This is a genomic window from Limnochorda sp. LNt (assembly GCF_035593265.1).
Lineage (GTDB): Bacteria > Bacillota > Limnochordia > Limnochordales > Geochordaceae > Geochorda > Geochorda subterranea.
This window is the reverse complement of record NZ_CP141614.1, coordinates 2,748,876-2,769,475: the sequence shown is the minus strand read 5'-3', so window position 1 is coordinate 2,769,475 and position 20,600 is coordinate 2,748,876. Positions and strand designations below refer to the sequence as shown.

Annotated in this window: 19 protein-coding genes and 1 riboswitch; of the genes, 6 read left to right on the top strand and 13 right to left on the bottom strand. The window is 72.1% G+C overall.

The genetic code is table 11. The features are described 5' to 3' along the window. Positions 1 to 52: 52 nt before the first annotated feature. Positions 53 to 206, top strand: a riboswitch (FMN riboswitch). Between the two features lie 124 nt (positions 207 to 330). The 4 genes from pdxS to VLY81_RS13285 all read left to right on the top strand — a co-directional run bounded on the left by pdxS (position 331) and on the right by VLY81_RS13285 (position 3,905). After that, entirely contained in the window at positions 331 to 1,218 is an 888-nt protein-coding gene (gene pdxS / locus VLY81_RS13300) for a pyridoxal 5'-phosphate synthase lyase subunit PdxS (RefSeq protein ID WP_324668694.1), read from the top strand. 7 nt (positions 1,219 to 1,225) lie between these two features. After that, on the top strand, positions 1,226 to 1,846 hold the full coding sequence (gene pdxT / locus VLY81_RS13295; RefSeq protein ID WP_324668693.1) for a pyridoxal 5'-phosphate synthase glutaminase subunit PdxT: 621 nt from the start codon (positions 1,226 to 1,228) through the stop codon (positions 1,844 to 1,846). Between the two features lie 69 nt (positions 1,847 to 1,915). Then, positions 1,916 to 3,259 (top strand): MFS transporter, encoded by a 1,344-nt coding sequence (locus tag VLY81_RS13290; RefSeq protein ID WP_324668692.1) that lies wholly within the window; start codon positions 1,916 to 1,918, stop codon positions 3,257 to 3,259. Between the two features lies 1 nt (position 3,260). Then, positions 3,261 to 3,905 (top strand): YdcF family protein, encoded by a 645-nt coding sequence (locus VLY81_RS13285; RefSeq protein WP_324668691.1) that lies wholly within the window; start codon positions 3,261 to 3,263, stop codon positions 3,903 to 3,905. A gap of 16 nt (positions 3,906 to 3,921) precedes the next feature. Here VLY81_RS13285 and VLY81_RS13280 read toward each other — a convergent pair whose 3' ends face one another. From VLY81_RS13280 to VLY81_RS13260, 5 genes are all read right to left on the bottom strand, one after another. Further along, complete coding sequence (locus tag VLY81_RS13280; protein WP_324668690.1) at positions 3,922 to 4,662, bottom strand: YwiC-like family protein; 741 nt, start codon at positions 4,660 to 4,662, stop codon at positions 3,922 to 3,924. Between the two features lie 13 nt (positions 4,663 to 4,675). Next, complete coding sequence (murQ, locus tag VLY81_RS13275) at positions 4,676 to 5,572, bottom strand: N-acetylmuramic acid 6-phosphate etherase (RefSeq protein WP_324668689.1); 897 nt, start codon at positions 5,570 to 5,572, stop codon at positions 4,676 to 4,678. A gap of 14 nt (positions 5,573 to 5,586) precedes the next feature. Then, the gene (locus tag VLY81_RS13270; RefSeq protein WP_324668688.1) at positions 5,587 to 6,381 is read right to left on the bottom strand and encodes a tetratricopeptide repeat protein; all 795 of its coding nucleotides are present in this window, start codon (positions 6,379 to 6,381) and stop codon (positions 5,587 to 5,589) included. Between the two features lie 131 nt (positions 6,382 to 6,512). Next, positions 6,513 to 7,307: a cytochrome c3 family protein gene (locus VLY81_RS13265; RefSeq protein WP_324668687.1), complete on the bottom strand. Its 795-nt coding sequence runs from the start codon at positions 7,305 to 7,307 to the stop codon at positions 6,513 to 6,515. 11 nt (positions 7,308 to 7,318) lie between these two features. Continuing rightward, complete coding sequence (locus VLY81_RS13260) at positions 7,319 to 7,639, bottom strand: hypothetical protein (protein WP_324668686.1); 321 nt, start codon at positions 7,637 to 7,639, stop codon at positions 7,319 to 7,321. Between the two features lie 329 nt (positions 7,640 to 7,968). Here VLY81_RS13260 and acnA point away from each other — a divergent pair, with 329 nt between their 5' ends. Further along, on the top strand, positions 7,969 to 10,722 hold the full coding sequence (acnA, locus tag VLY81_RS13255; protein ID WP_324668685.1) for an aconitate hydratase AcnA: 2,754 nt from the start codon (positions 7,969 to 7,971) through the stop codon (positions 10,720 to 10,722). Here the strand turns inward: acnA and VLY81_RS13250 are convergent. Genes VLY81_RS13250 through VLY81_RS13230 form a run of 5 tightly spaced genes read right to left on the bottom strand, consistent with a single transcriptional unit; the run spans position 10,717 to position 16,117 of the window. Next, a complete protein-coding gene (locus VLY81_RS13250; protein ID WP_324668684.1) occupies positions 10,717 to 11,346 on the bottom strand; it encodes an ECF transporter S component in 630 nt (209 codons plus the stop codon). The two genes, acnA and VLY81_RS13250, sit on opposite strands and share 6 nt — an antisense overlap. Next, positions 11,343 to 12,500: a citrate/2-methylcitrate synthase gene (locus VLY81_RS13245; RefSeq protein WP_324668683.1), complete on the bottom strand. Its 1,158-nt coding sequence runs from the start codon at positions 12,498 to 12,500 to the stop codon at positions 11,343 to 11,345. The genes VLY81_RS13250 and VLY81_RS13245 overlap by 4 nt, the downstream gene beginning before the upstream one ends. 43 nt (positions 12,501 to 12,543) lie before the next feature. Continuing rightward, positions 12,544 to 13,446 carry a methylisocitrate lyase gene (gene prpB / locus VLY81_RS13240; protein ID WP_324668682.1) on the bottom strand — a complete coding sequence of 301 codons (903 nt, stop codon included), beginning with the start codon at positions 13,444 to 13,446 and terminating at the stop codon, positions 12,544 to 12,546. Between the two features lie 39 nt (positions 13,447 to 13,485). Further along, the gene (locus tag VLY81_RS13235; protein ID WP_324668681.1) at positions 13,486 to 14,865 is read right to left on the bottom strand and encodes an MmgE/PrpD family protein; all 1,380 of its coding nucleotides are present in this window, start codon (positions 14,863 to 14,865) and stop codon (positions 13,486 to 13,488) included. Next, entirely contained in the window at positions 14,834 to 16,117 is a 1,284-nt protein-coding gene (locus tag VLY81_RS13230; RefSeq protein WP_324668680.1) for an MFS transporter, read from the bottom strand. The genes VLY81_RS13235 and VLY81_RS13230 overlap by 32 nt, the downstream gene beginning before the upstream one ends. A 177-nt stretch (positions 16,118 to 16,294) precedes the next feature. Between VLY81_RS13230 and VLY81_RS13225 the strand changes: the two genes are divergently transcribed. After that, a complete protein-coding gene (locus VLY81_RS13225) occupies positions 16,295 to 17,392 on the top strand; it encodes a S1C family serine protease (protein ID WP_324668679.1) in 1,098 nt (365 codons plus the stop codon). A 21-nt stretch (positions 17,393 to 17,413) separates the two neighbouring features. Here VLY81_RS13225 and VLY81_RS13220 read toward each other — a convergent pair whose 3' ends face one another. The 3 genes from VLY81_RS13220 to VLY81_RS13210 are packed head-to-tail and all read right to left on the bottom strand — an operon-like array spanning position 17,414 to position 20,500. Next, complete coding sequence (locus VLY81_RS13220) at positions 17,414 to 18,439, bottom strand: 1-phosphofructokinase family hexose kinase (protein ID WP_324668678.1); 1,026 nt, start codon at positions 18,437 to 18,439, stop codon at positions 17,414 to 17,416. 52 nt (positions 18,440 to 18,491) lie between these two features. Further along, positions 18,492 to 19,193: an SDR family oxidoreductase gene (locus VLY81_RS13215; RefSeq protein ID WP_324668677.1), complete on the bottom strand. Its 702-nt coding sequence runs from the start codon at positions 19,191 to 19,193 to the stop codon at positions 18,492 to 18,494. Further along, entirely contained in the window at positions 19,190 to 20,500 is a 1,311-nt protein-coding gene (locus VLY81_RS13210) for an ROK family transcriptional regulator (protein ID WP_324668676.1), read from the bottom strand. The genes VLY81_RS13215 and VLY81_RS13210 overlap by 4 nt, the downstream gene beginning before the upstream one ends. Between the last annotated feature and the right edge of the window lie 100 nt (positions 20,501 to 20,600).

Below are 20,600 nucleotides of genomic sequence, written 5' to 3'. Positions count from 1 at the left end.
GGAGTAAGCCGGGCCGGCTCGAATACCCTTCGACCGATCCCCAACATCATGGTAGCGCCTTCGGGGCAGGGTGAGGGACGGACTCCCGATTCCCGACCGGCGGTGATGCCCCCGCCTGCACGGCGGGGGACGAGCCCGTCAGCCTCAGCGGTCGAGCCGGTGTGAATCCGGCGCCGACGGTAAAGTCCGAGTGGGAGAGGGCGCGGCAGAGACCGGGCGGCCCCGTGACGGGGCCTGGATCCGGGCCCTTCCGCTTTGGCCCCCGCCGCCGGACCCTGCGAGCCGTCGCCTCGCTCCCGTCGCCCCGAGCGCTCGGGAGGAGAGCGGGCGATGGAGAGGCGCACCGGTACCTGGACGGTCAAGGACGGGCTCGCGCGGATGCTGAAGGGGGGCGTCATCATGGACGTCACCACCCCCGAGCAGGCGCGCATCGCCGAGGAGGCCGGTGCCGTCGCGGTCATGGCCCTCGAGCGGGTACCGGCCGACATCCGGGCCGCGGGGGGCGTCGCCCGGATGGCCGACCCCGACGTCGTCGAGGCCATCAAGCGGGCCGTCACCATCCCCGTCATGGCCAAGGTCCGCATCGGCCACTTCGTCGAGGCGCAGATCCTGGAGGCCCTGGAGGTGGACTTCATCGACGAGAGCGAGGTGCTGACCCCGGCCGACGAGGAGCACCACATCGACAAGCACGCCTTCAAGGTGCCCTTCGTCTGTGGCGCGCGCGACCTGGGCGAGGCCCTTCGGCGCATCGCCGAGGGCGCCGCCATGATCCGCACCAAGGGCGAGGCCGGCACGGGTGACGTCGTGGAGGCCGTCCGCCACCTGCGCCGGGTCAACCGGCAGATCCGTGAGCTGACCACCCTGGGTCCCGAGGAGCTGATGGCCAGGGCCAAGGAGCTGGGGGCCCCCTACGAGCTGGTGCGCCAGGTAGCGCAGGAGGGGAGGCTCCCGGTGGTCAACTTCGCGGCTGGCGGCGTGGCCACGCCGGCGGATGCCGCGCTCATGATGCAGCTCGGTGCCGACGGCGTCTTCGTGGGGTCGGGCATCTTCAAGTCGGCCGACCCGGCCGCCCGAGCCCGCGCCATCGTGCAGGCGGTGGCTCACTACGACGACCCGCGCGTCCTGGCCGAGGCATCGAGAGGCCTGGGCGAGGCGATGCCCGGGCGGGCCGCGGCCCAGCTGCAGGCGGCGGAGCGGCTTCAGGAGCGAGGGTGGTGACGGGCCGATGTCCCGGCTCATCGGCGTGCTGGCGCTTCAGGGGTCGGTGCAGGAGCACGAGGCCGCGCTCCGCAGGCTGGGGGTGCAGGTGCGCCGGGTCCGAGAGCCCCGGGACCTGGAGGGGCTGGCGGGCCTGGTGCTGACCGGGGGCGAGAGCACGACGCTGCGTCGCCTGATGCGAGACGGCCTGACCGATGCCATCCTCCAGGCGCATGCCGCGGGCCTCGCATTGATGGGGACGTGCGCCGGGCTGATCCTGCTGGCCACCACCGTGGTGGAGCAGGCGGAGCCGGGCCAGGTGCCGGCCGGGCGTGACGAGGCGGGTGGGGGGTTGCGGCTGCTGGACGTGACGGTCGCGCGCAACGGCTACGGCCGCCAGACGGCCAGCTTCGAGGCGCCCGTCGTGCTGCACCCGCCACTGGACGGCGAGCCCTTCCCCGGGGTCTTCATCCGGGCGCCACGCATCGTCGCGCTGGGCCCGCAGGTGCGCACCCTGGCCACCTGCGACGGCCAGCCGGTGGCCGTGCAGAGCGGGCGGGTGCTGGGCTGCGCCTTCCACCCCGAGCTGACGGAGGACCTGCGGGTGCATGGCTACTTCGTGGAGGTGCTGGCAACAGCGGGCGGTTGAGAGTGCCAGGACGCCCGCCCGACGGCGGCGAATCGGGGATCGGACTCGAGCCGGTAGGGGGGCGGGCCCGTGTCGCCGTGGCGTAAGGTCGTCTACAGCCTGGGCTCCCTGGGAGCGGCGCTCCCGGGCCAGGTGGTCACCACGTACATCCTCTTCTTCTACGTCGACGTGCTGCGGGCCCCGGCCGCCCGGATCGGCCAGATGATGGCCATCTGGAGCCTGTGGAACGCCATCAACGACCCGCTCTTGGGCTTCATCTCCGACCGGACCCGCAGCCGGTGGGGCCGACGCATCCCCTACATCGCGGCGGGATGGCTCCCGCTCGCGGTCGCCTTCTACCTCCTGTGGGCGCCGCCGCCGGGCGTGCGCGAGTCGACCGCGGGGGCGCTGCCGTGGTACTTCCTGATCACCATCTGCGCCTATGACTTCTTCTTCACCATGACGGTGCTCAACTGGACGGCCCTCTTTCCCGAGATGTTCCCCCAGCTCCGGGAGCGGGCCTCGGTCTCGGCCATGCGGCAGGCGTGGACCCTGGTGGGCCTGGCGCTGGGCATGGCCCTGGGCTCGACGGTGGCCGATGCCCTGGGCTGGGACGGCATGGGCCTGCTCTTCGGCGTCATCACGGGGTTGGCCTTGCTGGCCTCTCTGGCGGGGGCACGTGAGGATCCCCGCTTCGGTCAGGCCCAGGCGCTGAGCCTGTTGCCCGCGCTGCGTCACACCCTGGCCAACTTCTCCTTCGTCACCTTCGCGCTGGTCAGCTTCTCGGTGCAGCTGGCGCTGGCGGTCATCCAGGCGGCCATCCCGTTTTACACCAAGTACGCCCTGGGGCTCTCCCCGCTGGGCAACACCCTGGTGCTGGCCTCGACCTTCGGCGTCATGGCCGTGACGCTGCCCCTCTGGGTGCGCCGCACCAATGCCGTGGGGCCCCGGCGGGCCATGCTGGAGGGGGTGGTGCTCTTCCTGGTCTCGTTGACCGGCTTCTGGTTGGCCCGGGACCTGGTGAGCGCCATGGTGGCGGCAGGCGTGGTGGGGCTGGGGGTCTCGGCCGTGCTCCTCTTGCTGGACGTGCTCATCTCCGACGTGATCGACGAGGACCACCTGCAGACGGGGCAGCGTCGCGAGGGCATGTACTTCGGCATGCACGCGCTCATCCTGCGGCTCAACGGCATCGCCCAGGCCGCGATCCTGGCCTTCGTGCTGACCCGCTCCGGCTACAGCCCCGACCTGGCCGTCCAGCCGGAGAGCGCCCTGATCGGCCTCCGACTGCTGGTGACGGCAGTGCCGGCGGCCATCCTGGCCATCACGCTGGTCTGGCTGTGGCTGTACCCGCTGCACGGGACGAGGCTGAGCCGCATCCGGGAGGGCGTGCGGCAGCTGCGGGTCGGGGCAAGCGCCCCGCAATCGGCATCCTGAGATGACGCTCCCCGGCGTGGCGGTGCGCGGACGTCCCCGCCGACGGCCCCGGCGCCTGCTGCTGGCTGCCAGCGGCCTCGCGGCGGTGGCGCTGGTGCTGCTCGCGGTCCACCCCGTGCTGCTGGCGGCTCTCGGCCGGTGGCTCGTGGTGGCCGATTCGCCGGTGCCGGCCGACGCCATCGTGGTGCTGGGCGGCGACTGGCAGGGCCGGATCCAGCAGGGCATCCGCCTGTACCGGGAGGGATGGGCGCCGCTCTTGCTCGTGACAGGCGGCATGGCCATCGCCCCCGGACGGGTCCAGGCCGACTACCTGGCCGAGGTCGCACGCCGGGCGGGGGTGCCCTCGCAGGCCATCCTGACGCAGCGAGAGAGCCGCAGCACGTGGGAGGACGCGGCCCTCACCGTCGGGCTCGCCCGTGAGCGGGGGTGGCGACGCGTGCTCCTGGTGACGTCGGACTGGCACAGCCGACGGGCCGCCATGGTCTTCCGGCGGGTCTGGGGCCCCGCGGGCGTGGAGGTGCGCAGCGTACCGAGTGCAGAGTGGCGCTTCGACCTGGAGCGATGGTGGCAGGACCCCGACGGCGGGGAGACGGTGATCATCGAGTGGATCCGGCTGGTCTGGTACTGGCTGCGTGCCCGGCCCTGACTCCGCAAGCCCTGACTCAGGCCGGCCACAGCCCCACCACGAGGAGCATGAAGAGCACGGCGTTGGCGATCTCCACCAGGCCGACGGTGAGCGGGCGCAGCCGCCGTTGCCTCGGCATCAGCCAGGTACGCAGCGCGCTCGGCAGGTAGGCCCAGCCCATCTGGGGCACCCCGACCAGGGCCGGCAGGCCCAGCAGCCCCAGGTGCACCAGGTCGGAGAGCCGCTTGAAAGCGGGGTCGTCCCGCTCGCGAAAGACGGTCTTGACGTGGAAGGCCGTCCCCATGAAGAAGACGAAGCAGAGCAGCCACAGCAACGCGGCGTCCCTATCGAGGCGAGCGGCCCCCACCAGGTACGAGACCGGCGCCCACAGCTCGAGTCCGGCGATGGCCAGGGCGTCGTTGAGGAGCGTCCGCTCCTGGCGACGCCTGGCGGAGTAGAGGTTGAGCGCGAAGGCCAGCACTGCCGCCGCTCCGAACAGGACGATGACCGGGAAGCGCCAGAGGGGGTACGCCAGCAGCGCGACGGCGACGGCCCCCGTGCCGGCGGCCCACCGCCACCAGGGTGCGCCCCGCTCGCCCTCACGTACGGCCTCGAGGGCCGCATGCGACGCCAGGTGCACCGCGAAGGCGGAGAGCAGCACCAGCAGGTGCGCCGGGTGAGGCCCGCCCAGCAGGGCCCCCAGGAGGGCCGGCACCAGCCACATGAACCAGACGCCATGCTCCCGGGGCAGGAGCCGCTTGGGGAGAAGGGCGCTCATCGTCGCTCCGGCGTCACTCCTGCACGGCCCGCCGCACGAAGCCTCCGGCTGCCACAAGCCGCGCCCTGGCCTCCTCGACCCCCACACCGGCCAGGAGCATGACGATGGCGGTCTTGACGTGCATCCCGGCCCGGGAGAGAGCATCGGCGGCCTGCTCCTCCGTGCAACCGGTGGCGGCCCGCACCATCCGCAGGGCGCGGCGCCGCAGCTTGTCGTTGGTCGCGAGCATGTCGACCATGAGGTTGCGGTAGACCTTGCCCAGCCGCACCATGGCGCCCGTGGAGATCATGTTGAGCACCATCTTCTGGGCGGTCCCGGCCTTGAGGCGGGTGGAGCCGGCCAGCACCTCGGGGCCCACCACCGGGGCGATGGCCACGTCGGCCAGGGCTTCGATCGGACTGGGCCGGTTGCACGCGATGGAGACCGTCCGGGCGCCCACATCCCGCGCCGCTCGCAGGGCCCCGACGACGAAGGGCGTGCGCCCGCTGGCGGCCAGCCCCACCACCAGGTCGCCAGAGCGCACCGTCTCCCGCACCCTGCGATACCCCTCCTGCTCGTCGTCCTCGGCGTCCTCCACCGGACTGTGGACCGCCTGAGGACCTCCGGCCAGGATGACCCGCACGACGTCGGGATCGACGCCGAAGGTGGGGTGCCACTCCGAGGCATCCAGCATGCCCAGGCGGCCGCTGGTGCCGGCGCCGACGTAGACGACCCGGCCCCCAGACGCGAGGGTGGCGGCGGCCAGATCGATGGCGCGGGCGATGGCCGGCAGCTCGTCGCGCACGGCCAGCGCCACCAGCGCGTCCTCCTGGTTCATTAGGCGGGCGATCTCGAAGGAAGAGAGGCGGTCGAGATCACGGCTCAGTGGGTTGTGGGATTCGGTCGTCAGATCGTGCAGCGGCGAAGGCATCGTCTACCTCCGAATCAGGTGGTCTCGCCCAGCTCCTGCAGGAGCTGGCGGGCTCGCTCCTTGGTGCGGGCGTCGTTGACCGGATCCTGCTCGGGCATGGCCAGGACCTCCCGCAAGACCCGTACCGCGGATGCTCGGTCGCCAGCGGCATGATACGCCTCCGCCAGGCCGAGGCGATAGAGGAGGTCGTCAGGAGCATACCTCACCGAGAGCTCCGCGTGCTGCACCGCCTTGCGCTTGTCGCCGACGGAGAGCGGACGGCCCGGCACCACCCGATAGAGGACGCTCAACACGTGGTGCGCCCCCGCGTGGGTCGGATCCAGCTCCAGCACCGTCTCCATCTCCCGCAGCACGTCGTCGACCAGGAAGAGGCTGACGAGGACCCCCCGCTCCTCCCCGACCCGACCGATGAGCACGCCGTACCAGTAATGGCCGTCCACTCCGCGGGGGTCGATCTCGGTGGCCCGCCGGGCCAGGCGCTCGCCCTCCTCCAGGAGGGGACGCCGCTCGGGCTTGGGCACCAGCTCGGCCAGCTGCCAGGCGGCGCGGCCGGCCTTCCATGCGGCCTCGTACGACTGCGGGTCGGCCTCGAGGGCCTCCTTGTAGAGGCCGTACGCCCTCTGGAGCTCCTCCAGGCTGCGGGCCGACTCGTAGAGCGCATCGGCCTGGGCCACCCTCTCGGCCGCTCCGGCCGGGTCCGCCGCGGCCCTCACACCCGGGGCGCCGATGGCGGCCAGGGCCACCAGGGCCCACACGAGCCGCCCCCTCATCGAGACCCGCATCCGACGCGCCGACACGTCCAACCGCATGGCAGCCACCCCCGGCTCCCATGCTTCCGCGACGGGCCGGGTCCTCCTCCCGGCAAGACGAAGGGGGCGGAGCCGTCGGCTCCACCCCCCGGTCGTCATCTCCGCGGCCCCTTGTCGTCGCGGGTCGGCCCTCAGCGCAGCGCCTCCTGCGTCGCCGTCAGGACCGTCCGCACGAACGTCGGATTGTGGACGCCCATCGAGCCGTCCCAGAGGACGACCATGTAGTTCCACAGGGCACGGACGAAGGGGTCGGAGGTGGCGACGACGGGCTTGCCGTCGGCCCCCTTGATCTGGGCCAGCTGGGCGTACAGCACCGTGCCGTCCTGCATGGTGATCGCCAAGCCCATCTGCCCGTGGATGCCCGTCGGCGCGACGGCGACGATGCGCCTGCCGTCGATGGCTACCGTGCGTGTCTCGTCGGTCTGCGGATCCCAGGCGCCGACCTCGCGCACCCTGGCCGCGAACTGCGTCACGAACCGCTGGCTGATGGCCGCCGCCGTCTCGTCCAGGAGCACCTGGACCGGCCGCTGCACCATCTCGGCCCGGTAGCCGGCACCGTGGCAGGTGGCGCAGCTGTCGGGCGAGGCCTGGAAGGTGTGGCCCCCACCCATCTTCATGTGGCAGGTGACGCACGAGTCGCCCGTGAAGGCCGCGTGGGCCGAGACGTAGGCATCGCCGTAGTCGACGAAGTAGACGTTCTTGCCCATGATGACGTCCGCCTGCACCGAGTGATGAGGCGCCGTGTAGCGGCCGGGGTCGGCGGCGTCCCACGCGATGGCACCGTTACGGGAGTTGTGGCAGCTCATGCACAAGGCACCGTCACCGACGCCCTTCGCGGCGAAGCCGGAGGGCAGCATGGGCGTCGAGCCGGCGATGCGCAGGTCGAAGCTGTCGGTGTGGCACGCCTGGCAGTCGATGGGCTGCACCTTTTCGGCCGTCAGCCCTCCACCGTGGCCGCCTTGCCGTCGGGCCCGGTGATGTTGCCGGGGTTGCCCTGCCGGAGCTGCTCGGCCCAGACGGCGAAGCCCTGGGAGGCATGGCAACGCCCGCAGTGGGCGGCCGAGGCCTGGCGGAAGTCGACCGTCGCCTCCTCCACCGCCATCTCCCGGTTGGCGTGGCCGGATTGCGCCCACTCGCTGTCGATCCCGCCGCCGGCTCCCTCGACCACCTCCGCCAGCCCGAGCGCCCAGCTCAGCGAGGCGACCAGGGCCAGCGCAGCGAGCCCGGCGACGACCAGGAGGTTGTGAAGACGCTGCATGACCGGACCCCCATCTCCTTCCTGACCTCGATTCCTCTTTGAGCTCGCTGCATCCAAGGCTTGCCGCCGCCCTGATCCAACCCGAACGCGCGGGTCGGACGCCAGTTGCGAACGCCACGGGACGGCCCCTGGCCTTTGTCCCCGGGGAATCGGTTGGCCACGGTAGGCCGATGGGGTCCCCGTGGCTCCGGGCGTCGGGTGCAGAACCGAGCGCGATGCCAGGCAGGACCGCCCGATCCTGCCGGGACCACCGGTTCCCTGTTAAAATGAGGACGGCGGTCCGCCCAGGTCACTTGGAGCAGGGGACGCCTTTGGGGGGCTCACACGCCATGCCGCACGCAACCACAGCCGTCAAGGATCCCTTCGGGGCCCGCGGCCGGCTCGACTCGCCGCAGGGGCCGCTCACCATCCACCGCCTGTCGGTCCTCGAGAGCCGTGGGGTCGCATCCATCGGGCGGTTGCCGTTCTCCATCCGGGTGTTGCTCGAAAACCTCTTGCGCCACGTCGACGGCCGCATCGTCACCGAAGAGGACGTCGTCGACCTGGCTCGCTGGCAGCCCACCGCCTCGCAGCGACGCGAGATCGGCTGGATGCCCTCCCGGGTCATCCTGCAGGACTTCACCGGGGTGCCGGCGGTCGTGGACCTGGCCGCCATGCGGGCCGCGGTGGCGCGCATGGGCGGGGATCCCAGGCGCATCAACCCGCTGGTGCCGGCCGACCTGGTCATCGACCACTCGGTCCAGGTGGACCTCTTCGGCACGGCCTACGCCTTCTGGGTCAACGTGGAGAAGGAGTACGAGCGCAACCGTGAGCGCTACGCCCTGCTGCGGTGGGCGCAGCGGGCGCTCGACAACTTCCGGGTCGTGCCGCCCGGCACGGGCATCGTGCACCAGGTCAACCTGGAGTACCTGGCGACGGTCGTCCATCGCCGCCAGCACGCCGGCGAGTGGGAGGCCTACCCGGACACCCTGGTCGGCACCGACTCGCACACCACCATGGTCAACGCGCTGGGCGTCCTGGGATGGGGCGTGGGGGGCATCGAGGCCGAGGCGGTCATGCTGGGCCAGCCCTACTACATGCTCATCCCGGACGTCATCGGGGTGCGCCTGACCGGGCAGCTGCGCGAGGGCGCCACGGCCACCGACTTGGTGCTGACCGTGACCGAGCTTTTGCGCAAGAAGGGCGTGGTCGACAAGTTCGTCGAGTTCTTCGGCCCGGGCCTGAGCCATCTGAGCTTGCCGGACCGTGCCACCATCGCCAACATGGCCCCCGAGTACGGGGCCACCATGGGCTTCTTCCCCGTCGACGAGGAGACCCTGCGCTACCTGCGCGGCACCGGCCGCGACCCGGCCCACGTGGAGCTGGTCGAGCGCTACTGCAAGGAGCAGGGCCTGTGGCGGGCCGACGACACGCCGGCCCCCGAGTACACCGACGTGGTCGAGCTCGACATGGCCCGGGTCGAGCCCAGCCTGGCCGGCCCGCGGCGGCCGCAGGACCGGGTGCTGCTGTCGGAGGTGCGCAGCGCCTTCCGCCAGGCCATGGCCAGCTTCTACAAGAAGCCGCTGCCCGACGACGGCGACGGGACCCACGAGCACCCCGCCCGGGAGCCCTCCCGCAACGGCCATGCGGGCGGCAACGGCCACCTGCGCCACGGCGACGTCGTCATCGCCGCCATCACCAGCTGCACCAACACGTCCAACCCATCGGTGATGGTGGGGGCGGCGCTGCTGGCCAAGAAGGCCGTGGAGCGCGGCCTCACCGTCAAGCCCCACGTCAAGACCAGCATGGCGCCAGGCTCCAAGGTGGTGACGCGCTACCTGGAGCAGACGGGGCTCTTGCCCTACCTGGAGGCGCTGCGCTTCCACGTGGTGGGCTACGGCTGTACCACCTGCATCGGCAACAGCGGCGCGCTGCCCGCCCCCGTGGCGGCACGGGTCAAGGAGGACGACCTGGTGGTGGCCGCCGTCCTGAGCGGCAACCGTAACTTCGAGGGGCGGGTCAACCCCCTGGTGCGGGCCAACTACCTGGCCTCGCCCATGCTGGTGGTGGCTTACGCCCTGGCGGGCAGCGTCGACGTCGACATCACCCGCGAGCCCCTGGGCTACGACCCCAACGGCCAGCCCGTCTACCTGCGCGACATCTGGCCCAGCCAGCAGGAGATCGCCGAGACGGTGGCACGGGCCCTCGAGCCCGGCCTCTTCCGCGAGGAGTACGCCCGGGTCTTCGACGGGGACGAGCGGTGGCGGAGCCTGCCGGTGCCCGAGGGCGACCTCTACCGGTGGGACCCCAGCTCCACCTACATCCAGGAGCCGCCGTTCTTCGAGGGGGTGAGCCTGGAGCCCCAGCCGCCCGCCGACATCCGGGGCGCCCGGGTGCTGGCGGTGCTGGGCGACTCCATCACCACGGACCACATCTCCCCGGCGGGCGCCATCCCCAAGGAGAGCCCCGCGGGCCGCTACCTGCTGGAGCGGGGCGTGCCGGAGCACGAGTTCAACACGTACGGCTCCCGGCGAGGCAATCACGAGGTGATGATGCGGGGCACCTTCGCCAATATCCGGCTGCGCAACCTGATGGTGCCCGGCACCGAGGGCGGCTGGACGCTCCTGTTGCCCGAGGGCGAGAGGATGCCCATCTACGACGCCGCCATGCGCTACAGGGAGCGTGGCGTGCCGCTGGTGGTCATCGCCGGCAAGGAGTACGGCACGGGCAGCTCCCGCGACTGGGCGGCCAAGGGCACCTACCTCTTGGGTGTACGGGCCGTCATCGCCGAGAGCTTCGAGCGCATCCACCGCAGCAACCTGGTCGGCATGGGCGTGCTGCCGCTGCAGTTCAAGCCGGGCGACAGCGCCCAGAGCCTGGGCCTGACCGGCCACGAGGTCATCGACGTCGTCGGCATCGAGTCGGGCCTCGAGCCGCGCCAGGAGCTGGAGGTGGTCGCCCGGCGGCCGGATGGCAGCGAGGTTCGCTTCACCGTGGTGGCGCGGCTCGACACCCCGGTCGACGTCGAGTACTACCGGCAGGGCGGCATCCTGCAGGCGGTGCTGCGGCGCATCGTGGCCGAGTCCGCTCCTGCCCGCTCATGACGAGCGGTGCGGCGCTACCACCGCGTGGCGCCGCACCAGCGCGGCCGCCAGCACCATGGCCAGGGCTCCGTTGAGGAGCCCCTTGAGCGCGTTGAAGGGCACGATGGCCGGCCACATCAGCGCGGCGACCCGGGCGGGTGGCATCCCCATCTCCAGGTAGAGGATGGGGAAGTTGGCCAGCGCCATCACGACGACGCGGGCGGCCGTGCCGACGGCTACCCCCAGCGCCATGGCCGGCAGCGCGCCCGCATGCAGCGGCCGCAGGGCGGGGCGCCGCACCGTCGTCTCGCCGTCATCCGTCGGCCACAGTCGGTGGGCGACCGCCGAGGCGACGCCCACGAAGGTGGCGGCCGCCAGGAAGTCGGCCAGCGGGCCGAACGGGTCGGTGCCCCGCAGGAGCCAGAAGAGGACGTCCTTGAGCAGGACGGTCGACACGCCCGCCCCCGGTCCCATCGTCAGACCTGCCAGCAATCCCACCGCGTCGCTGGGATCGTACTTGAGAAACGTGGCGCCGGGTACGATGGGAAAGCGGATGGTCAGCATGGCCACCAGAGAGGCGGCAGCCATCACGCCCACCTGCGTGAGGCGGCGGGCACCGGCGGGGGCCGTGGCGGGCCCGCTCATGCCGGCGCCCCCTCCTCGGCAGGCCGGAGCCCCCGGGGCCCCTGGTAGAGCACGCGCGGCCGGAAGATGCGGTTGTGGGCGTGCTGCTCGATGACGTGGGCCACCAGCCCGGGCGTGCGCGCCGCCAGGAAGATGGGCGTGTCCAGCTCGATGGGAATGTCGAGCAGGTAGTAGATGAGCCCGACCGGGTAGTCGGTGTTGGGGTACAGACCCTTCTCCCGCAGCATCACCCGCTCGACGATCTGGTAGATGCGGTACAGCTCCGGCCCCTCCGGCCGCCGGTCCGCCAGCTCGGGGATGGCGTCCTTGAGCAGGTAGGCCCTGGGATCGTAGCGGCGCATGTAGACCCGGTGGCCGAACCCCATGATGCGCTCCTTGCGTGCCAGGCGCTCCATCACGTAGGCCTCGGCGATGGAGGCACCCCCGCGCTCGAGGATGTCGAGCAGCATCCGCGCCACCGCCTCGTTGGCCCCACCGTGCAGCGGTCCCTTGAGGGAGGCGGCCGCTCCCGCCACCGCCCCGTACAGGTCCGACAGGGTCGAGGCGATGACCCGGGCCGCGAAGGTGGAGTTGGGCAGCTCGTGCTCGACGTAGCACGTGAGGGTCATGTCGAAGATGCGGGCGGCCTGGGGATCGGGGCGTCGTCCCGTGATCATCTGCAGGAAGCGCTCGGCGAAGCCCAGGGCCGGGTCCGGCCGCTGCGTCGGCAGCCCTCTCAGGATGCGATAGGCGTTGGCGGTGATGGCGGGCATCCGGGCCAGGAGCCGCACGCCCTTGCGGGCGTTGGAGTCGGGGGTCGTGTCGCGCAGCTCGTCGGGCGCCTCGAATCCCGCCAGGGCCGAGATGGCCGTGCGCTGGGCATCCATCACCTCGGCGGCACGCGGCATCAGCTCCAGCATGCGCAGCACGGCCTCGGGCGGCTCCGCCTGGTCACGCAGGGCCTGCTCGAAGACGGCCAGCTCGTCGGCCGACGGCAGGTGGCCGTAGATGACGAGGTAGGCCACCTGCGGGTAGTCGAGCCGCCGGGCCAGCTCGATGAGGTCGTAGCCCCGCACCACGATCTGCTCGTGGTCCACGTCCCGATAGGAGATGGAGGTGGCGGTGGCGATGACCCCCTCGAGACCGGGGCTGTAAGGCGCATCCGGACCGGACATCACGGCAACCCCCCTTGCCATCCCCGACCCCCTGGGCCGCCCCTCAGGCGCCCGAGCGCCACCGGGCGACCTCCTGATCCAGGCGCTCGTACTCCTCGTAGCCGATGAGATCGTACAGCTCCTGGCGGCTCTGCATCCGGTCCAGCAGCCCCTGCTGCGTGCCGGTGTCTCGCAGCGCCACCAGCGCCTCCTCGACGGCCCGGGCCGCGATCCGCAGGGTCGTGACCGGGAAGATGACGATCCGGTAGCCCCACTCGGCGAAGCGTCGGGCCGGGATGTACGGCGTCTTGCCGAACTCGGTCATGTTGGCCAGTAGCGGCACGTCGACGGCTCGTGCGAAGGCCTCGAACTCCTCCTCCGACTCGAGGGCCTCGGGGAAGACGATGTCGGCGCCCGCCTCCACGTAGAGGCGAGCCCGACGCACCGCCTCGTCGAAGCCGTGGGTGGCACGGGCATCGGTGCGCGCCACGATGAGGAGGTCGCGCCGCGCCCGGGCGGCCGCGGCGACCTTGCGCGCCATCTCCTCGGCGTCGACCACGACCTTACCGCTCAGGTGGCCGCACCGCTTGGGCATCTGCTGGTCCTCGATCTGGATGGCGGCGGCGCCGGCGTGCTCGAGCTGCTCCACGGCGGCCACCACGTTGAGCGCCTCGCCGAACCCCGTGTCGGCGTCGACGATGAGGGGCAGCCCGGTCGCCCGGCAGATGGGGCGCACCGCCTGCACGAGCTCGGTCAGCGTGAAGAGGCCCAGATCGGGCAACGCCTGGCTGGCCGAGTAGGCCGCACCGGAGAAGTAGAGCGCCCGGAAGCCCAGCCGGGCCGCGATGAGCCCCACCAGCGGGTTGAAGACGCCGGGCACCATCAGCCCCCGCTCGTGTTGCACCAGTCGTCGCAACGCCCGCCCGGGCGGCTCGGACGGCTCACGCTGCAGAAGCCAGGCCGGCATCGGCTCTCGCCTCCCTCGGGCCTGCGGTGGCGCGGCACCTCACAGGCGCCACCGCTCGGCCAGGTGCCGCAGCCCCGGCTGCGACTCGAGATGCATGATGGTCTCCACGACGACGTCAGCTTGCGCCGGGCTGAGCCGCTCCGAGACGTTGAGGCGAAACTTGGCCACCAGCTCGTCGTCGCTCATGGGATTGCGGGCGTGCCCTCGGGGGAAGCGCACCTCCCGTACGAGGCGAGCGCCGTCGGTGGTGGTCACGGTGATGCGGTTGGGGATCCCCTCCGGGTAGCCCGCGCTCAGCTCGGGATCCTCGCGCAGGGTGACCCGGGACTCGAGCATGTGGCGCAGCGCCGGATCCTGCAGCCGCTCCCGCGAGAAGGAGTGGCGGGTGACGCGCCCGTCCGTCAGCGCCACGGCGACGATGTAGGGCAGGGAGTGGTCCGCCGTCTCCCGGGTGCGCGGGCGCCACTTCTCGGGATCGCGGGCGATGATCTCGTAGGCCGCCTTGAAGGTGTCGATGTGGATCGCGGCGATGCGCCCGGGGTCGCCCAGCTCCGAGCGGAGCTGCAGGGCCGCGTCGACGGCGCTCTGCGCGTGATACTCCACCGGCCAGTACTTGACATAGGTGTCCAGGATCCGTCGCGGCGGCCGCCGCTCGGCCAGGGAGGCCAGGGCCGCCTCGTCCAGGGGCTCGCCCGCCAGCAGCTGCCGCACCAGCCCCATCTCGCCCAGAAACGGCTGGAACGGTCCCGTCATGCCCTTGGATGCCAGCACGGCGGCAAAGACGCCGTGCCGCGCGGCGTTGGCCGCGGCGGCCCCTTTCCACATGGAGAGCTCGCCGGCTCTCGTCTGGCGCATGGCGGCGTGGGGGACGGTAGCAATGGCGATGGCGTGCTCGATCTGCTCGGGCGACAGCCCCATGAGGCGACCGGCGGCCGCTGCCGTGGCGATGCCGATGTAGTTGACGTGGTCCCACCCGTGGGCGCGCAGGCTGGCCGCGTCGCACAGATCGACGCCGATCTCGTAGGCGATGGCGACAGCCGTGATGAAGTCGGCCGGCGAGAGCCCTCGCCACTCCGCCACGGCCAACAGCGGCGCGATGACGTCGCTCGGGTGCAGGGGTTCCCGGGAGAGATAGGTGTCGTTGAAGTCGAGGTAGCGCACCATCACGCCGTTGGCGAAGGCGGCGACGTCGGCGGGCGCGGTGAAGGCCGTGCCCCACAGCGTGGCCCCCGAGGCGACCGGCCACTCGTAGGCATACGCCCGAGCGGCCTTGGGGCTCTCCTCGGCGAAGGCCGCCAGCGCGACGCCCACGGCGTCCAGGAGCCGGCGCTTCACCTCGTGGATCGTCTCGGGCGGCAGGTCCTCCCATCGGACGGAGGCGGCGTACTCAGCCAGCGTGCGGCTCAGGCGATCGCTCATCCTCGTCTCCCCTCCGGCGGTTGTGACGCAACACCACCCACAGCAGCGGCAGTGACGCCACCTGCATGACCACCGCGAAGGCGACGACCCAGTGGGCGGACCGCTCGTACAGCAGCCCCATGAGGGCGCTGCCGGCGAACCAGGCAAGGCCGAAGCTCGTGTTGAAGAGCCCGTAGGCTCGCCCGCGGGACGATGCGGCCGAGAGATCCGCCACGGCTGCCCGCATGACGGTCTCCTGGATCCCGAGGGCGGCCCCCCACAGCAGCACACCGGCCCAGGCACCCGCCGTGGAGCCGCCGAAGGCCAGCGCCGTGGCGGGGATCGCCACCACCGGCAGCGCCAGCAGCGTGGCGAGGCCCACCCGGTCGTAGAGCCGGCCCGATGCGAGGGCCGCCAGGGCGTCGACGCCCATGGCGACGGCGAAGGCGAGGGGGATGACGGGTGCCGCCATCAGCGCCCTCGCACCGAGGTGATACGAGATGAGCTGGAAGTGGGCGAAGCCCGCCATCGTCACAGCCGAGAAGGCGACGTACGCCCAGAAGCCCTTGCCGAGCCGGGCCGGCGACGAGCCCTGGCGCTCGACGGTGCCCCGTGGCGGCGGCGTGCCGGTGGCCTCGTCGCCTGCATCGTGTGGCGCCGGGAAGAGCCGTCGGGCCGCCGCCAGGGTCACGAGCGAGGCGAGGGCTGGGGCGAGCAGCACGGCGAAGCCACGACGGTAACCGTCTCCCGCCCACAGCGCCCCCGCCACCAGCAACGGTCCCGCCACGGCGCCGATCTGGTCCAGCATCTCGTGCAGCCCGAAGCCGAAGCCCCTGCCTACCTCTCGAGTGGCGAAGGAGAGCATGGCGTCGCGAGAGGGGGTGCGGATGGCCTTGCCGATCCGCTCGAGCAGGACGAGACCGGCGGCGACCTCCCACCGGCCCGCGAGGGCCAGGAGCGGCACCGCCAGCAGGTTGATCGCGTAGCCCAGCCCGGTCAACAGCCAGTAGCGGCGGAGCCGGTCGGCGGCGAAGCCGAAGACCAGGCGCAGGGCGTAGCCCAGCAGTTCCCCCAAGCCGGCAACGGTGCCGACAACGGCCGCGCTCGCCCCCAGGGAGAGCAAGAAGGGGCCCGTGGCGCTGCGAGCCCCCTCGTAGGTCATGTCGGCGAAGAGGCTGACCAGTCCCATCAGCACGATGAACCGTACGACCCCGCTACGACGCCGGCTGGCCTGCTCCGAGCCGCCCAGCGTCCGAACGGAAGATGACGGCATGATGCGCGCTGCCCTGCCTTCTGCTGGTCTGTCCCGAAGCGGGTGCCCCTGCGGTGAGCGCGTCGGGGGCGATGGGCTGGGATTCGCCGCGGGCCCCCTCGTCCCTCTGCGCATCTATCGCGGCCCGCAAGCGAACCGTAGAATAGGTACAGATCGGATCCGGGGGAGGTGCGGCCCATGCCCGGGATGCCTCGTCGCCGTACGCTGCCAGTGGCGATCAGCCTGGTGGCCGTGGTGGCGGGGGCTTGGGGGCTCGCCGCGACGATGGCCCCGCCCCTGCAGGCCCTCCAGCCGAGCGAGCAGGCCCTGGTCGAGCTGTACCAGCGGGTGGCGCCGGCGGTGGTACGACTGAGCCGCGGGGAGGGCGTGGGATCGGGCTTCGTCTACGACGCCCAGGGCCACATCGTCACCAACCGCCACGTGGTGGCCGGCGCCCGCACGGTCGACGTCACCTTCCTGGACGGCACCGTCATGACAGGCCAGGTGGTCGGGACCGATCCCGACAGCGATCTGGCCGTGGTCCGCGTCGAGCGCCTGCCCGCGGGCGTGGAGCCCCTGGTGCTGGGGGATTCGACGGCCGTACAGGTGGGTCAGACGGCCATCGCCATCGGCAATCCCTTCGGCTTGAGCGGCACCATGACCGTTGGCATCGTCTCCGGGTTGCACCGCACCATCCCGGCGCAGGCACGCCGCTCGGCCGGCTTCGTCATCCCGGACGTCATCCAGACGGACGCTGCCATCAATCCCGGCAACTCGGGCGGGCCACTGCTCGACTCCTCGGGGGCCGTCATCGGCGTCGCGACAGCCATCGCCCTGGGCAGCCCCTTCCCCGCCTTCGCCGGGGTAGGGCTGGCCGTGCCCGCCCATCTGGTCGAGCGGGTCGTACCCTCGCTCATCGCCCACGGGAGCTATCAGTGGCCGTGGCTCGGGGTGAGCGGGGTGGGGCTCACCCCGGAGCTGGCGCGGGCCAACGGGCTCCCGCCCGAGACACGGGGCGCCTACGTGGTGCAGGTGGTGCCCGGAGGGCCGGCGGCCGCCGCGGGACTGCGCGGCTCGACGCGTCCGACGGGCGCCGAGCGCCTGCCGGAGGGCGGCGACGTCATCGTGGGCATCGACGGCTCCCCCATCGCCAGCTTCGACGACCTGCTGGTCTACATCGCCCGCTACACGTCGGTGGGGCAGCGGCTGCAGGTGACGGTGCTGCGTGAGGGCCAGCGCCTGGACGTGCCGGTCACGCTGACGGCCAGGCCCGCCACGCTGCCCGAGATGCCTTGAGGCGGCCCGGCGCGGCGACCGTCAGGCGGGAGGGCCGACACCCGCGGCCAGGGGCACGGGCTCGACGGCGGCAGCCAGGCGCTCGACCTCGTCGCGATCGATGACGCCCGGGCCGAAGGTGGCCACGTCCGCGCTGCCGGCCGCGACCGCCCGCCGCAGCATCTCCGGCAGGCGCCGGCCCCAAGCCACGCCCTCGGCCAGGGCGGCCACCATGCTGTCGCCGGCGCCGATGGGGTTGGTGACCCGGACCGCCGGGGCCCGGGCGAGCCAGGTGCCATCGGAGGTGACGGCCAGCGCCCCGGCCGCCCCCATCGAGACGACCGCGCAGGTCACCCCGTACGCCAGCAGACGCCGGGCGGCGGACGCCACCGTCCCCTCGTCGCCCGATGGGCCGAGGTCCACGGCCGGCTCCACCGGCATGGCGGCCGCCCCGGGGTGCCGGGCGTCGATCAGCGAGAGGAGCTGGAGCAGCTCGCTCCGATTGGGCTTGACGAGCCAGGGGCCGGCTGCGAGCCCGTGTTGCAGGGGCCGGCCGCTGGTGTCCAGGATGGTCGGGACGCCGGCCGCGTGCGCTTGCCGGATGACCCGCGCGTAGAGGTCGTCGGGCACGGCGGGGGGCAGGCTGCCGCTGAGGGTGACGGCCCGGGCCTGGGGCGCGAGGGCTGCCAGGCCGTGCAGCAGGCGTGCGATGTCAACCTCGCGGACCGTCAGCTCGCCCTCCTCGTTGACGACGGTCGCCTGGCCGCGAGATGGGTCGACCAGCAGCGTGCAGGTGCGGGAGAGCCCGCCGACCTCGATGAGCGTGGCCGGGATGCCCTCGTCGGCCAGGCTCTCTCGGATGAAGCGCCCGGTCCAGCCCGCGACGAACCCCACCAGGTGCACGTCCACCCCGAGGGCCCGCAGGGCTCGGGCGACGTTGGCCCCCTTGCCGCCTGCCACGACGCGGGTGTGGCCGGTGCGAAAGACGCCCCCCGCCCGGAAGCCCGGCACGTCCAGGACGCGGTCCACGGCCAGGTTGGGCCCGAAGACGACCACCATCGCCGGCATCCGCTCCTCGGAGGGCTCTTCGGCGGCAGACCCGTCGGGACGGGCGGTCCCGTCACAGGGGCTCGGCCATGGGGCGCATCACGATCTCCAGGATGCGGGACTTGGGAGGCTGCCCGACCGCGAAGAGCACGGCCGCTGCCACGTCGTCGGCGTCGAGCAGTTCCCGCAGCCGGGGATCGCCCGGCGTGCGGCCGGTGCCGAAGGCGAAGTGGGTGTCGACGCCGCCCGGGGCGATGACGCTGACCTTGACGCCGTGGGGCCGCAACTCGTGGTCGAGCGCCTGGGCGAAGCCCACCTGCGCGTGCTTGCTGGCGCAGTAGACCGCCTCGTGGGGCAGGCCTTTCTTGCCGGCGACGGAGGCGATGACGACCACGTGGCCGGACCTCTGGGCCTTGAGGTGGGGCACGGCGTGACGGGTGAAGAGGAAGGTGGAGCGCATGTTGGTCTCCATGATCCAGTCGTAGTCGGCGGCGCTGAACGCCTCGAGCGGCCCGTACTTGCCCACCCCGGCGTTGATGACCAGCACGTCGAGGCGGCCCAGCTCGGACACGGTCGTGGCGACGGCGCGCGCCACGTCCTCCTCGCGGCGGGCGTCGCCCGGGATGACCACGGCCCGACTGCCGGCCGACTCGATCTCGGCCGCCACGGCGCGCAGGTCGGCCTCGGTACGGGCGAAGAGGGCGACGCCCCGTGCCCCCGAGCGGGCCAGTCGCACCGCCACAGCACGGCCGATGCCACGGCTGGCTCCCGTCACGAGAGCGACCTGACCGTCGAGTAGTGGACGCGATCCGGGCGAGTCCACGGCAGCTCCGCCTCCTCCCGGTACGGACCCCGGCGACCGGCGCTCCCGCGCCGGCCGGGCGCGGGCAACCCGTTGCCCTTGGTTTGCGGCAGGCGGAAGAACTCCTGCAGGATCAAGACCCCGGCCCCGACCGCGCAGGCCTCCTCCCCCAGCGACGAGATGACGATCCGGGCCCGGGCGCGCGGGGAGCTGAGCGCCCGCTGCTCGACCACCCGCCGGGCCGCGTTGAGGACGTGGTGGCCGGCCCTCGACACGGGGCCACCGATGACGACCATCTCGGGATTGAACGTGTTGATCGCGTTGGCGATCCCGATGCCCAGGTACTCGCCCAGTCGCGCCAGGGCCGCGATGGCGGTGGCGTCGCCGGCATCGGCGGCCTGGAAGACCTCCTCAGGGCCGGTGGCGGTCGGGTCGCTGCCGGAGCGTTGCAGGTAGCCCATCAGGGCGCGTTCGGAGACGAAGACCTCCAGGCATCCTCGATTGCCGCAGTTGCAGGGAGGGCCGGCAGGGTCGATGGTGGTGTGGCCGAACTCGCCGGCCGTCCCGCCCGTGCCCCGGTAGATCTCGCCGTCGATGACGATGCCGGCCCCCAGGCCCACGCCCACGCTCAGGTAGAAGAGGCTGGACACCTCCTGGCCCGCACCGCACCACAGCTCGGCCACCGCGCCGGCGTTGGCCTCGTTGTCGACCACGATGGGGACGGGAAAGCGCTCCGCGAGCCACTCGCCCACCGGCACGTCGGCCCACCCGAGGTTTGGGGCGAAGAGCAGGCGTCCACTGGGGTGCTCGACGGGGCCGTGGACTCCCACGCCGATGCCCAGCAGCCCCAGAGGGGCCGAGGAGACGGCGGCGATGGCCTCGTCGACGAGATCGGCCAGCTGGGCCACCTGGCCCTTGGGGTCGGGGCCGGGGATGCGTCGGACCCGCTTCTTCCAGACGGGCTGCCCCTGCAGATTGAGGGCCACGACCAGGAAGTAGTCCACCCCGAGGTCGGCGCCGATGGCGAAGGCCGCGCCGGCATGGAGCGTCAACAGCCGTGGTCGGCGCCCTCCACTGGACTCGCCCATGCCCACCTCGCGTACCAGGTGCTGGCGCAGCAGCTCGTCGACCAGGGCCGAGACGGTGGTCTTGTTGAGCCCCGTGGCCTTGGCGATGTCCGCCCGGGAGATGGGGCCGCGTGAGCGCAACAGATTGAGGACGATGCCTTTGTTGAGAGCTCTTACAAAGAACTGGTCTCCCGTCGGCGGTCGAATCCTCATGCTGCTCTCCGATCCTGCGTGAGCCGCGACCATCTTGCCATCGGCACGACGACACCTGCCCCGGGGTGGCTGCTCTGGGTCTCGTCGAGAGGCGACCGTC